The following is a 14171-nucleotide window of genomic DNA, read 5'->3' on the forward strand; positions in this document are numbered from 1 at the left end:
AAAAACCATAATATTTTAAATCGCTATACAAGTTAAACTAAAAATTAGAATATTACTAGGAATTTATTATATTTTTTTTGAAAAAGATGAATATTTTTGCATTTTGTTATTGTTTATCTATTAGTGCTTCTGATAATTAGTATATAGTATATGGTATACTCAAATGACCTGAAAATGAATTTCAATGCAAGTTGCAAAAATATTATTGCCATTAGCTAAGCTTTTCCCGTTGGATTATTTAATTCCAAATGGATTAAAATTAGCTATAGGAGATTTAGTAGTTGTCCCATTTAGGAATAAAGAATTAACGGGTATAGTTTGGCAATTAGATACTGAAGTTTCAGAGGGAACTAGTAAAATCAAATCTATTAAACAAAAAGTGCCACTTGAATTTGGGTTTAATCAGGAAATATTAGATTTAATTAAATGGGCTGCTAATTATTATATGACTTCACTTGGTTCAGTTGCTAAGTTGACTTTGCCGATCGATATTGCCCAGCAACCTATAAAAATAAAGCATCAAGAATTAAACAAAGATTTTATTTTGCCAACTCTTTCAGTAGAGCAACAAGAAGCACTTTCTCTATCAAGTCAATCGGATAAACCATCAATTATTAAGGGAGTAACCGGATCAGGTAAAACAGAAATTTACTTTCATCTATTGGCTGATTATTTGAAGCAAGGTAACCAAATATTGATCATGTTACCAGAAATTGCTTTAAGTCAGCAAATTATAAATCGTTTTACAGCACGCTTTGGCTTTCAGCCAGTAATATGGAATTCTGCGATTACTAAAGCTCAGAAAAAGATGATTTTAAGAGGTTTGCTCAACAATGAAATTAAAGTTATAATTGGTGCTAGAAGTAGTCTATTTCTACCGTATAGTAATCTTGGATTAATTATTATTGATGAAGAGCATGATAGTTCTTATAAGCAAGATGATGGTATATTATATAATGCTCGCGATGTAGCGGTATTGCGGGGAAGCTTATCCAAAATAAAAGTAGTATTATGCTCGGCTACTCCGTCTATTGAAACAATTTATAACGTAAGTACCAATAAGTATCAATTAATTGAATTGTCAAATCGTTATCAGGAGGCAACTTTGCCAGAAATTCAAATAATTGATATGAAAAAGGAGAAATTATCAAAAAATTCTTACTTATCTAAGGAGTTAATAGCATTAATTGGTAAAAAGCTAGCAAGCAAAGAGCAGGTGTTATTATTTTTGAATCGTAGGGGTTATGCCCCTTTGATGTTATGTAAACTTTGCGGTTATCGTTTTACTTGTAATTCTTGCTCTGCTTGGTTAGTGGTACATAAATCTAGCAAAAAACTTGAATGTCACCATTGTGGTTATCAAAGTAGGATTCATATTTTTTGTCCTGATTGTCGGGAAGAAGACTCTTTAACTGTTTGTGGTCCTGGGATTGAAAGAATTGAAGAAGAAACTAGGCATCTTTTTCCCGATAGTAAAATTGTGGTAATTAGCAAAGATTATGCCCAAAAACCTGAAAAGATCCGCGAATTACTATATAAAATGGAGCATTCTGAGGTTGATATTCTAATTGGTACTCAGATGATTACTAAAGGTTATCACTTTCCTAACCTTACTTTAGTAGGTGTTGTTGATGCTGATCTTGGGGCTATTAGTAGTGGAGACTTGCGGTCAAGTGAACGCAATTATCAACTACTTCACCAAGTAGGAGGTAGGGCAGGAAGAGAAGATAAAAAAGGTCTAGTATTAATGCAAACTTATTATCCAGATAATGCTATATTTAGTTATATAAAAAATGGAGGAGATCAGTTTTTACAATATGAACTTAAAACAAGGCAAGCAGAGAATATGCCTCCTTTCACCAAAATGGCATCAATAATTTTGTCTGGGAAAAATGAGCATAAAGTGCTTGAAATATCCAAAACTCTAGTTGCAATTGCACCAAAAAGTTCAGCTAGAATACTCGGACCATCTAGTGCATTGATGTTTAAATTAGCAGGAAAGTTTCGTTACCGTATTCTAATCATAGTGGATAGGAAATTTAATTTACAAAAATTTTTACAAACATGGTTAAGTTTAATCAAAATCCCTGCTTTTTGTCATTTAAAAGTGGATATAGATCCTAAGAGTTTTTCTTGATATTACTCTCATGATTATTCAAGTAAAAGCTTTAGCTTAGTACTACATTTGTAGTTATTTACAATGTCGTCATCCCTGTGAAGGCGTGTTGGTGTCCGGTTTAAGTCGGTGATGTCATCCTAGACCAGTGAGAGCCTTCGGTGCGAATGATGGATTCGGGGTCTAAAAATGTTGAATAGTCTTCTTGGCTATTTTTTTAGACCCCTGCTTTCGCAGGGGTGGCGATAATACTGAGCCTAATATTAACTTGTTACAGATATTTGAGGTTAAATAAGTTATAAATATTTTTGTTGGAGATATTTTAAAAATATTTCCGATTGAATGCGATCTTCACCCGTAGCGTCTTTAATTAATTCACTGGTATTTTTTAATGAGCCATAGCTTCTAATATTATTATCTAAGAATTGGTTTACACCATTGAATTCTCCTCTTGTTATTTCCTTTTTTATATTGTGATTAACTTCCTGTGCTTTTTTCATGACCATTGAAGCAATAATTGCTCCATTAGTATAGGATGGAAAATAACCAAAACTGCCCATTGGCCAATGTATATCTTGTAAGCATCCGTCTTTATCGTTCTGTGGAGTAATGCCTAAATATTCCTGCATCTTATTGTTCCAATAATGTGGTAGATCATTCAAAGATAGATCTCCGCTAATTAGCAATCTTTCTAGTTCAAACCTAACTATTACATGCATTGGATAAGTCACTTCATCTGCTTCTACTCTAATAAAACCTAGTTTGACTCTTGTCATTAATTTGTAAAGATTTTCTGCAGAATATTCTAGTCCTTTGAATCCAAATTCATCCTTAAGTAGCTTTGATAGATATTGACAAAATTCTCCTGATCTACCTACTTGCATTTCCATAAATAAAGATTGACTTTCATGGACAGCCATACCTTTAGCCTTACCTACTGGTTGGTTTTTATATTTGCTGGGCAAGCCCTGTTCATATAAACCATGACCAGTTTCATGCATAATCCCCATAATCCCTGAAATAAAATTATGCTCATTATATCTATTAGTTAACCTAACATCATCAGGAGTACCCCTACAAAATGGATGGGTTGATTCATCTAACCTACCTTTAGTGAGGTTAAAACCCATTATTTCTATAAGCCTTTTAGCAATTAATTTTTGTTGTGCTTCACTAATACTATTAGTGATAGGTAGAACATTTTCTTTACTTTGTTTTTCTACTATTTGACTAATTAATTCTGGTATAGTTTTTTTTAGATTATTAAACACTACTTTAACTTCATCAAGTGTACGTTCAGGATCATATGTGTCAAGTAAAGCATCATATACAGAACAGTTTAGTGCATGGGCTTTAGATTTAGCCATTTTTTGTACGCAATCTAATACTGTTTGTAGGTAAGGTTTAAGTGATAGATAATCATTATTTTTTCTAGCATCTCGCCAAATTAACTCACATTTTGCACTAGCAGTAACATACATTTTCCATAAATCATCATCTATACATGTAGATTCTGTAATTCGTCTTTTTGTTTCTCTTAAATTAGCTAACTGCCAAACATCAAGAGTGTTCACGTTTTCAGAGACAGATTCTATTAGTTCAGCTAATTTTTTCGATTGTAACCTAGAGCGGGCTATGGAAGATAGTAGTGCTATTTCGCTTGTTCTACTATCAATTGATCCATGCGGAATATTTACTGCGATATCCCAATAAAGTATGTTAATCACGTTATTAATTTGAAAAATTTGCTCTAACTCTTGCTCTAATAATGTATAATGTTTCATATAATTCTCCCTACTTCAAAAGTTGTTTTAATCCAAAACTGGCTAGAATATTCAGAAAAATGCATTCTTGAAGCGACTGACACGAATGCATTTTAATCTATTATCGCTAATAATCTTATTTTTATTGATATAACAACAAGATTATTAGCAAATGAAATATTTAACAATATATTCCTGAACTTTTAAAAAAAATAGTACAATTAATAAAAAATATTAGATGTGAATTTGCAAATTCATAGGTTTCTAGTTTATCTGCTGGGATTTATGTTTTGACCCCATTTTGATCTCTCTAAGGAGATAGAATATTTTGTAGCTAATAATCTGACAGATCAAGAGATTAGTCAATGGATAGAAATAATTTCTAGAGATGGTAATATAATTCACAATAACCCTAATTCTGAAGCAATTATAGGTAATTTTACTAATTGTTCACAAGAGATGAAGTTAGAGGGTGACAATAATTATTCACCAACCCAAGACACTTACTTTTACCCACAATTTTGGGAAAGAAATATAGATAATATTTCGATACTTTCTGTAAGATTTTCGTAGCCCCTCCATAATGTCATAGTTCCTGGTAATTTATCATTTTTTCTATTCATAAATCCTCCTAATTTACCAAGCCAAATAATAGCTTGTTTCATAGTTGGAGGTTCTTCAGGTATAAAAATAGTTTTATGCTCTCGAATATAAAGAGCTTGCCATTCTTGTGAAGTTAAAATCTTAGTACACACTTCTTGCGGATGAGATATTGCTACTTTTGATAAATATAAAATTTTAAATGCAATGATGCTTTTTATGGCAATTAATTTTTCTAGTCTTTCTTTTGTAGCTAAACGAGAATTTTCTATTTTACATCCAGATTTTAGAACTCTAAAATATTCTTCAATTCTCCATCTTAACTTATACCAATTTATCCTTTCAATCGCATCTTCAAAATTACTGACAGGAACATTAGTTAGCAAGAGACAATCAATTGCTTCCACTCCTTTAGGGGGGAATTTTTCTTTAGCTCTTACAACATAGAGCACTACTTTATCACTGATTTTGTGTTCAGTATTTTTTGAACCATATAATGAAAGGGTTCTAATTGGTATTAAACCAGACATATATTTTATTTCAATATTTGCCATTCTTGCTGCTTCATTGTTCTTTTTTGGAACTTGAATTACTATTTCTTTCTTTGCTGATATCTGATTTATATGGGTTTACAAATTTGTTTTTCTTCCCTCTGTAGAAATAAATTTTCTATTTTGTCTATTACGAACAATAAACAAACTACCCTTTTCTTGACACGACCATAATAGTTCAAAGATATCTGCTTCTCTGTCACCAATAGTTATAACTTTAGTGTCTTTAGGTATAATATGCATAGTGTCCTTAAGTGCTGCTATCCACTTATAACTTTCTTTATCTTCACTAGAAGAGATATATTTTCTTCTTGATTTCTCTTGTGCAGTTTCTTCACGTATAGCACGATCCCAACATTGTTGAGAAGATAATCCTAAAGGTAATCCTTCCACTGTAAACATCAAGGCACTATGCACAATCAGCCCCATTTTATGTTTTGTATAAGACTTTGAGACGCTACCGAGTCCTTTAGTTTTAATATGAGAATCAAAATCTAGGTATGTTGTATCCTGAACTGAAAATACAAACTCATTACCTTTAATCCTTTCTTGTGTTTCTTTATAATGTGAATGATAAATTCCCGCTGGATCAAATTTTTTATTGCTAAATAATCTATACGCTCCTTTAGCCTCTTTCCAACTTCTGCAACTTTGATTTATTGAACCAGAAGCTTTGCTTTCTATAAGTGAGCTAGTTTTAATAAGCCTTTTTATAAGTCTTTGATCTCCAAAGTTAACATGCCTAAATTCCCTTTCTAACCACTTATCACCTAAGTTGTAAGCATTAGATAATGCTTGTATATGCCTCATTCTTTCCCCTTCTTATATTTTAAGTATATAATTCAATATTATTTTACACTTAATTTTATATTTGTGGGTAAAAGTAAGCCCAAGACATTATTGAAGTATGCTAGCAAATACACATTCATGGCTGTAGATATGTATTTTTTAATAAGAATAGTAAGATTCTTACTTGTAAGTTCTTTACTTATAACGTATACTAGACTTATAGGGTCTAAGCATAAATCCCCGTGGATAAACTGGATGTTTTTTGGGTTCTAGTGGGGAAGTGCTTTTTTTTGAAATAAGATGGAGCGTTTTGGATAATCTCAAAAAACAAAACTATTCTAGGGGTAGGTATGTATAAAAGTCTTCTTACTATTGCTATAGCGTTAATATCATTTACTTTACCGGTAATTGCTATGCAGTCTAAAGATTTACCAACAAATCAGAATGGTTCGTATCTTAATATATCTGTTACTGAACAAATGGATGTAAAAGAAGATTTACTTATATCTAGTATGCGAATAGAAAAAGAGGGAGTTGATCTAAAATATATACAGGATGAGATTAACCTAATGATGTCTAAAGCAGTAAAAATGGCTAAAGAAGTTGAAGATATTACTGTATCAACAGAACAATATTATGTTTACCAATATAACCAAGACCAAAATATTGATAATAAAAAAGATGAAATAAAGAAAAAATGTGGCGTGGTACTCAGGTATTATCACTGAAAAGCAAATCATCTGAGGCTTTATTGACATTAATTGGAAAATTACAGAATGAAGGGCTGTTAATACAAAGTTTAAATTATACTCTTTCTAATGAAAAAAGAGAAGTCATCCGAGATTATATGATAGAAGCTGCTATTGCAAAACTAAAGCAACGAGCTACACGTGTAGCTAAAGCTCTTGGTAAAGAATACGATGGATTTACTATGATAAATGTTGATCCTGAAACAAGGAGAATGCCAGTGCCTAGATTGATGATGGTATTACCTGTAAATGCTAATGATAGTGCGGTTAATATGCCAGTTGCAGAACCAAGCACAAGTGAGGTAACTATAACTGTTTCCGCTACTGCTTTGCTTAAATACGGCTCAGTGTTAGGAAACAAGCGATAAAGTACCACTTATATTTCTGATAGAAAATTTCTTAAATAGCACTAGCCGATACAATTAGCGTTAAGGTAGCTGCGATGAGCTAACACTTATATTTTATAGCACAACGAAAGCACGAGGTAATAATTATGAAAGTATCTAGTAAAGGGCAAATAACTATACCTATAGATATTAGAAGTAAATTTGGCTTCTTGCCAGATACAGAAATCACTTTTATAGAAAAAGAAGACGGCGTTCTATTAAAAAAATATCAAAATCAAAATAATAGAGGTAATAAATTAATATTGCATATGTCTGGAAAAAGCACAGTAAAAATGTCTACTGATACCATAATGAAATTAACTAGATCATGATCTTAGTTGACAGTAATATATTATTGGATATTATCACCTGTGATGCTAGTTGGTATAATTGGTCTTCTAACCAATTGTTAAAATTATCGCAATTTCATGAATTAGCAATTAATGATTATATATATACAGAAGTTTCAATAGGATTTGAAAGAATTGAAGAACTTGAAGAAATAATCGGCGATAATTTTAAAGTTCTTCCTATCCCTAAAGAAGCCCTATTTTTAGCAGGAAAAGTTTTTATACAATATAAAAAAGCAAATAGTGGCAAGAAAAACTCCGTATTACTAGATTTCTTTATCGGAGCACATGCGTCTGTATTAAATATTCCTCTTCTTACAAGAGATGTGGCACGTTACAAAACATATTTTTCTAAACTCCATCTTATTCACCCTTAGGTCAAAAGATTTACAATCTTATTCTAATGTATACTTGTGACTGCTTGATTTCGAAATGACACTGGCTTGCTTTCATCGGCAACAAGCGGCTCAAATTAACTATTTTTATAGTATACATATTTAGCAAGAATAACTATAACAAATATAGGTTTATCCATTATAAATTCATTATGAAAAATACATATTATATTACCACCCCTATTTATTATGTTAATGATATACCTCACATAGGGCATGCTTATACAAGCGTTGCGTCTGACGTAATAGCAAGATTTATGCGTTTATCAGGTAAAGAGGTAATGTTTCTGACCGGTACTGATGAACATGGTCAAAAGGTAGAAAAATCTGCTATTGCCAAAAATGTTGAACCACAAATATTTACCGATACAGTATCTGAAACTTTTCGTACATTAATGCACTCAATGAACATTTCTAATGATGATTTTATTAGAACTACAGAAGCTAGGCATAAACAAGCAGTAAGTAGTCTATGGCAAAAATTGCTAGATAGTGGCAATATTTACCTTGATAGCTATAAAGGCTGGTACTCGACGCGTGATGAGGCTTTTTATGATGAATCAGAATTAACAGAAGATGGACTAGCTCCGACTAAAGCTCCTGTTGAATGGCTTGAAGAACCAAGTTACTTTTTTGCCCTATCAAAATGGCAAGATAAATTATTAGATTTTTACGATGCCAACCCTGATTTTATCAGACCAAGTACTAGACGTAATGAAGTTATTAGTTTTGTCAAATCCGGATTGCATGATTTATCCATATCACGTTCTAGTTTTAAGTGGGGAATTAAAGTACCAAATGATGAAAAGCACGTAATATATGTATGGCTTGATGCACTAACCAACTATATTTCGGCTTTAGGATATCCAAATGATACAAGTCAGTATAACAAATTTTGGCCGACTGATGTTCATATAGTCGGTAAAGATATATTACGCTTTCATGCCGTATACTGGCCAGCATTTTTGATGGCAGCTGGCTTGCCGTTACCAAAATGTGTTATGGCACATGGGTGGTGGACTAATGAAGGACAAAAAATCTCTAAATCTATAGGGAATGTAATTGATCCATTGCAATTAATAAAAGAGTTTGGTTTAGATCCAGTTAGGTATTATTTGATGAGAGAGGTAATATTTGGCTCAGATGGTAATTATTCTCGTAGTAGCTTAATCAATAGAGTGAATAGTGAGCTATCTAATAAAATTGGTAATTTATTGCAAAGAACTCTAGCCTTTGTTTATAATAACAACGAGACAAAAATTCCGTCAATTGGCAAGGAATCTATCGATAGCATTTATGAGTCATTTTTAATGAAGCTATCCCACCAAATTATATCAGAAAATTCACTGTTCACTAAGACTTTTGCTATTAATTCTGTGTTAGAAAATATTATTACTTTAACCGAAGAAGCCAATATTTATATAGATCGAGAAGCCCCTTGGCAGTTAAAAAAAACTGATCCTATAAGGATGAATGAGGTGTTATATACGCTACTTGAGACACTAAGATATATTGCTGTAATGTTACAGCCATTTATTCCTGATTCGGCTAATAAAATGCTTGATCAGCTTGGTGTACCAAAAAGTCAGAGAATGTTTAAACATTTAACAAAGGAGTTTATTTTAATTCCAGGTAGTAACATTAGCCAGCCAAAAGCTATATTTCCAAGATTTCAGGATAATACTTGATGAAAATAGAAGTCTATTCTAGTTATTTCTTGTAGCATATATTGTAGTTCTTAAACTATGTATGGCCTTAAAACCTAGATAAACGGAAATACGCTCAATAATTATCTGTTGGTGAAATGATATTTCTAAGGCGATGCTCGAATTTTCCACTTGTACATGTAAAATATTTATTATCTGTCCTTTCTCTTTAGGGCTAGATATTTTTAAGGGGCTAGTTTTGCTACTAAATTTTGGTCCAACAATCTTGCTCCAATTAATCATAATTTCTGCAAGCAATGGGTGCTGTTTACCAAAGATTCGTCTAATAATTATGTTGATGTCATGGCTAAGCGGTTTCATGGGCAAAATTAATTATTGTAACCATTACTACTAATATAGCAAAGATAATTGATAATAAAGGAAAGTACAGAGAAATGATTGATAATACCATAAGTAATATATTGCATATTATAATTCTACTCACTACTTCCTTATGACTTTTACCATTTCTGACTGCTTTTTGAAAAAAATGCTTTAAGTGAGGTTGCCAAATTTTCTCCTTATTAACTAGTCTAATTAGTATGGTTAATCCTCCATCTGCTAGGTAATATAAGCTAGCAATAGATGAAGCAACAAACAAATGAACACTAGATGCTGAAATAAGTAGCAAACATAAACCTAATAAAAATCCTAAGCTTATACTACCTACGTCCCCTAGAAAGATTTTAGCAGGATGCCAGTTAAATATCAAAAAACCTATGGAACATGCTAATATAATGATGTTAAGCACAATTATAAAATTTGTATTTATTATTATATCAGATTTTAGATAACAAAGTATCAATATAGTGATCGATAAATGAATAGATTCAGCACCACTAATACCATCTATTCCATCAAGAAAATTATAAATATTTAAAAAGACAATCAATCCTATTATAGATAGCATAAAATCAATATATAAAGGTAATTCGTGATGAAATAATACTACTGGAAATAAAAATAGGAAAATGGCTATTGTAGAACAAATTATGTGAAAAATTAGTCTTACAAATATCGGAATGGAAATAAGATCATCTAAAAATGAAATGCTGGAAATGATCAGCAGTAAAGGTACAATTTTAATTGAGTTTATCAGAGTTTTTGTTGAAAAATATTCATAGGCGATAAGAGCAATTATTACCACTATAACTATCGCGAGTCCACCTCCTCTTGGTGTGATTCTACTATGTGCTCTACGTGGATCTGGTATATCCACCACTCCAAAAGATGGAAGACTAGAAATCAATAGCCAAGTAAGAAAGCTTGTTGCTATAAAAGATAATAAAAACAAAAAACTATAATTAATAAAGTTACTCATAACAGCATATTAGATTTAAAACTGAAATATTCATTGGCTGTAATAATTACGTGGTCATGAACCGATATGTTCATATTAGCACAAGTTTCTACTATTTTGTGTGTTAGTTCAATATCAGTATTTGAAGGCTTACTAATACCACTTGGATGATTATGTACCAATATAATTGCACCAGCTTCATTAAATAAAGCTCTTTTAATTATTTCTCTTGGATATATTGTTGCCTGATCTATAGTGCCTTGGCTTAAAATTTCATCAGCAATTAGGACATTCTTTTTATTTAAAAATAAGATACGAAATTGTTCTGTTTTCATGCTGCCCATCGTTGCTTTTAGATAGTATATTAGAACGTTCCAAGAACTAATTACATTTTGATTTATTACTTTTTGTTTTAGCATTCTGTTAGTTAGTTCACGCATAATGACAAAATTTACATATAAATTATCATTAGTTCCTTTAATATTAAGCAATTTTTCTTTATCTGCATTTATTAAATTAGCAAGACTACCAAATTGTGTTAATAATTCCTTTGCTAATGGTTTTACATCTTTTCTAGGTATTACAGAAAATAATATCATTTCAAGTAATTCATAATCTGCAAGATTTTCTGCAGAAACAATAATACGTTGTCTTAAGCGTTGTCTATGCCCAATATAATGGGGTATATCATCTTTCATATTTAGTTTTACAATAAGTCTGTTTTATAAGGCGGATATGTCAAATGTTTTGGTGATAAAGTAAAAATGTCAAAACCATCTTTGGTTACGCCTAAACTATGTTCAAATTGTGCTGATAATGATTTATCACTTGTTGTAACTGTCCAACCGTCTAATTTACTTAGATGAGTGGAGTGATGTCCAGCATTTACCATTGGTTCAATAGTAAAAAACATACCTTCCTCCAAGACCAAGCCAGTGCCAGCTTTGCCATAATGTAGAATAGTTGGTTCTGTATGAAATATACGCCCTATCCCGTGACCAGTATAATTTCTAACAACTGAATAATTATGTTTTTCAACATAAGTTTGTATAGCATTTCCGATATCTCCTAAATGTACTCCTGGTTTTACTAGTTCAATTCCTATCATCATAGCATCATAAGTAACCTGTACTAAGCGTTTTGCTTTAATTCCTACATCACCAACATAATACATTCTACTAGTATCACCATACCATCCATCGACAATTACAGTAACGTCAATATTTATTATATCGCCATTTTTAAGGAGTTTATCATTTGGAATACCATGGCATACTACATGATTAACAGAAGTACAAATTGATTTCGGAAACCCATTATAGTTCAAAGGTGCAGGGATTGCATTATTAGACACAATAAAATCGTGGCAAAGATCATTTAAATAGATCGTACTCACTCCTGGTTTTACATAATTAGTAATGAAATCTAAGGTTTCTGCAGCAAGTTTGCCTGCAATATGCATTTTCTTAAAGTTTTCTAGGGAATGAATTGTTATGGTCATAAAATAATTAACTTTTTTTATTAAAATCATCTATAGCTAACCCGATTAGTATTTAGCCATAGTAAATTGTTGTCATTGCGAGAAGCCATTTTGGTGGCGACGAAGCAATCCAAGAAGATGATTGGATCTGGATTGCTTCGTCGTAGCAATGCTACTCCTTGCAATGACGTTTGGGTAAAAGCCTTTCCGTCTATTAGCGAGACCACGTGAGTGGTCGTGGCAATCCACTTCATTTAGATTGTTTCGTCGTACTCACGCACTCCTCACAATGACGAAGTAATGCTAATCGGGTTAGCTATATAAATATATACTAAATTTCTACTTCTTAAATTATTATTTGAATTTCATTGAATCTTTTTCAATGGTTCTTACCTTATAAAAACTGTAAGATAAGGTTATTGTATCCACATCATTCATTTCTTTATCTTCCTCAAAATCAGAGTCTATAAAAAATGTCACTGGCATCAACATTTTTTCTCCTGCTTTTAATAACTGTTCTTCAAAACAAAAACAATGTATTTTAACAAAGTATTTACCAGCTTTATTAGGTGTAACATTATAAATGGAAGTTCCTATTATATCATCGTTACTTAGATTTTCAGACTCATAAAAAATTAGTGTATTTTGTCCTAGGGTAACTTTAGACCTCCTTTGCTTAGGAATAAATCTCCAAGGCAATTTACTGTCAACATTAGAATCAAATTCTATAGTTATGGTTCTAGTTCCTTTTTTAGGAGAATATATATTGAGTTCTTGTCTTGTGGTAGTACCACCATATCCAGTGACTTTACAAAATAAATTGTAAATTGGTATTGATGCAAAGCTTAAAAAAACCATGCTAAGTACTAAACTAACTAGGGCTAAGGCAAAATTTCTATTAGATTTTTGTAACACTATGTTGCTCTCTTTTTGTAAAAAAGTCAAATTTCAATTTTTTACAAGAAGTCTATTTAAAATATTTTAAACTTATGATATTATGTACCCATTCTAGTATATGCCCTAAGTAAAGGAATCTATTTTAAAGGTATTATATGACTAACAAAATCAGTGTGCCAGTAATTTCTGCAGAATCAGGGTTTTATCAATATTTGCAAAAGATCAATAAAGTTCCGTCACTTTCACAAGAAGAAGAGTTTCTACTTGCCAAAGCCTATCTTGAGCAGAATGATCTAGAAGCTGCTCATAAGCTAGTAACTAGTCACTTGAAATTGGTAGCAAAAATTGCCGTTAGATATAGAAATTATGGACTACCTCTAAATGAGCTTGTGTCAGAAGGGAATTTAGGTCTTATGCAAGCAGTAAAGAAATATAATCCTGATTTAGGTTTTCGCTTGTCTACTTATGCTTTGTGGTGGATTAAAGCTTCAATCCATGAATATGTTCTAAGATCTTGGTCTTTGGTTAAAATGGGTACTACGGCAGCACAAAAAAAGTTATTTTTTAGCCTTGGTAAAATTAAGCATAAAATCACTAACCTATATTCAAGAGCTGTTACAGATCAAGATTTTGTTCAAATTGCTCAAGAACTTGGAGTGACTAAGAATGAAGTTAGTGAAATGAATTATAGGTTATCTGGTCCAGATTTATCATTGAATAATTTGGTAAATAGTGGAAATGATAACAGTGATAGCGAGCTAATTGAATTTTTACCGGAAACCCGTCCAAGTCAAGAGCTAAGATTAATTAGCCAAGAGGATTCTGTTAACAAACATAATTTGCTAACACAAGCGATGAAGATATTAAATGATCGTGAATTACATATTCTCACTGAGCGTAAATTAAAAGATTCTCCAAAAACTCTTGATACTCTTAGTATTGAATATAAAATCTCTAAGGAAAGAATTAGGCAGATTGAGAACACAGCATTTGAGAAAGTGAAAAACTTTATATTGCAACAGATGCCAAAAGTTGTTTAAGTGGATTACTATAATTTTTCTAGTATACTCAGATGGTTTTACAATATAT

General features: G+C 31.6%; 15 protein-coding genes. 7 read left to right on the forward strand and 8 right to left on the reverse strand.

Annotated features, from left to right (window positions below):
- The first annotated feature begins 184 nt into the window (after positions 1–184).
- Positions 185–2137 carry a primosomal protein N' gene (locus tag AAGD19_RS01860; protein WP_341748096.1) on the forward strand — a complete coding sequence of 651 codons (1953 nt, stop codon included), beginning with the start codon at positions 185–187 and terminating at the stop codon, positions 2135–2137.
- A 275-nt stretch (positions 2138–2412) separates the two neighbouring features.
- Here AAGD19_RS01860 and AAGD19_RS01865 read toward each other — a convergent pair whose 3' ends face one another.
- The 3 genes from AAGD19_RS01865 to AAGD19_RS01875 all read right to left on the reverse strand — a co-directional run bounded on the left by AAGD19_RS01865 (position 2413) and on the right by AAGD19_RS01875 (position 5840).
- On the reverse strand, positions 2413–3900 hold the full coding sequence (locus tag AAGD19_RS01865; RefSeq protein ID WP_341748097.1) for a carboxypeptidase M32: 1488 nt from the start codon (positions 3898–3900) through the stop codon (positions 2413–2415).
- A gap of 488 nt (positions 3901–4388) precedes the next feature.
- The gene (locus AAGD19_RS01870; RefSeq protein ID WP_341748421.1) at positions 4389–5102 is read right to left on the reverse strand and encodes an IS4 family transposase; all 714 of its coding nucleotides are present in this window, start codon (positions 5100–5102) and stop codon (positions 4389–4391) included.
- Positions 5103–5108: 6 nt separating this feature from the next.
- Positions 5109–5840 carry a transposase DNA-binding-containing protein gene (locus tag AAGD19_RS01875; protein ID WP_341748098.1) on the reverse strand — a complete coding sequence of 244 codons (732 nt, stop codon included), beginning with the start codon at positions 5838–5840 and terminating at the stop codon, positions 5109–5111.
- 329 nt (positions 5841–6169) lie between these two features.
- Between AAGD19_RS01875 and AAGD19_RS01880 the strand changes: the two genes are divergently transcribed.
- From AAGD19_RS01880 to metG, 5 genes are all read left to right on the forward strand, one after another.
- Positions 6170–6547, forward strand: a complete 378-nt coding sequence (locus AAGD19_RS01880; RefSeq protein WP_341748099.1) for a hypothetical protein — start codon at positions 6170–6172, stop codon at positions 6545–6547.
- Positions 6517–6936, forward strand: a complete 420-nt coding sequence (locus AAGD19_RS01885; protein ID WP_341748100.1) for an SIMPL domain-containing protein — start codon at positions 6517–6519, stop codon at positions 6934–6936. The genes AAGD19_RS01880 and AAGD19_RS01885 overlap by 31 nt, the downstream gene beginning before the upstream one ends.
- A 125-nt stretch (positions 6937–7061) precedes the next feature.
- Positions 7062–7286: an AbrB/MazE/SpoVT family DNA-binding domain-containing protein gene (locus AAGD19_RS01890; RefSeq protein ID WP_341748101.1), complete on the forward strand. Its 225-nt coding sequence runs from the start codon at positions 7062–7064 to the stop codon at positions 7284–7286.
- Entirely contained in the window at positions 7283–7681 is a 399-nt protein-coding gene (locus AAGD19_RS01895; RefSeq protein ID WP_341748102.1) for a type II toxin-antitoxin system VapC family toxin, read from the forward strand. The genes AAGD19_RS01890 and AAGD19_RS01895 overlap by 4 nt, the downstream gene beginning before the upstream one ends.
- Before the next feature lie 170 nt (positions 7682–7851).
- Positions 7852–9387: a methionine--tRNA ligase gene (metG, locus tag AAGD19_RS01900; protein ID WP_341748103.1), complete on the forward strand. Its 1536-nt coding sequence runs from the start codon at positions 7852–7854 to the stop codon at positions 9385–9387.
- An 18-nt stretch (positions 9388–9405) separates the two neighbouring features.
- Here the strand turns inward: metG and AAGD19_RS01905 are convergent, their stop codons facing one another.
- The 5 genes from AAGD19_RS01905 to AAGD19_RS01925 form a co-directional block, all read right to left on the reverse strand.
- Positions 9406–9726, reverse strand: coding sequence for a DUF721 domain-containing protein (locus AAGD19_RS01905; RefSeq protein WP_341748104.1), 321 nt, complete (start codon positions 9724–9726; stop codon positions 9406–9408).
- Positions 9713–10726, reverse strand: a complete 1014-nt coding sequence (locus tag AAGD19_RS01910; protein ID WP_341748105.1) for a UDP-phosphate alpha-N-acetylglucosaminyltransferase — start codon at positions 10724–10726, stop codon at positions 9713–9715. The genes AAGD19_RS01905 and AAGD19_RS01910 overlap by 14 nt, the downstream gene beginning before the upstream one ends.
- Complete coding sequence (gene radC / locus AAGD19_RS01915) at positions 10723–11403, reverse strand: RadC family protein (RefSeq protein ID WP_341748106.1); 681 nt, start codon at positions 11401–11403, stop codon at positions 10723–10725. The genes AAGD19_RS01910 and radC overlap by 4 nt, the downstream gene beginning before the upstream one ends.
- An 8-nt stretch (positions 11404–11411) precedes the next feature.
- Positions 11412–12206: a type I methionyl aminopeptidase gene (gene map / locus AAGD19_RS01920; RefSeq protein WP_341748107.1), complete on the reverse strand. Its 795-nt coding sequence runs from the start codon at positions 12204–12206 to the stop codon at positions 11412–11414.
- Between the two features lie 333 nt (positions 12207–12539).
- Positions 12540–13100, reverse strand: coding sequence for a cytochrome c oxidase assembly protein (locus AAGD19_RS01925; protein ID WP_341748108.1), 561 nt, complete (start codon positions 13098–13100; stop codon positions 12540–12542).
- Positions 13101–13237: 137 nt separating this feature from the next.
- On the opposite strand from AAGD19_RS01925, the gene rpoH reads away from it, so the two are divergent.
- Complete coding sequence (gene rpoH / locus AAGD19_RS01930; protein ID WP_341748109.1) at positions 13238–14122, forward strand: RNA polymerase sigma factor RpoH; 885 nt, start codon at positions 13238–13240, stop codon at positions 14120–14122.
- Positions 14123–14171 lie beyond the last annotated feature (49 nt).

This window comes from Candidatus Tisiphia endosymbiont of Dascillus cervinus (assembly GCF_964026405.1).
Classification (GTDB): domain Bacteria; phylum Pseudomonadota; class Alphaproteobacteria; order Rickettsiales; family Rickettsiaceae; genus Tisiphia.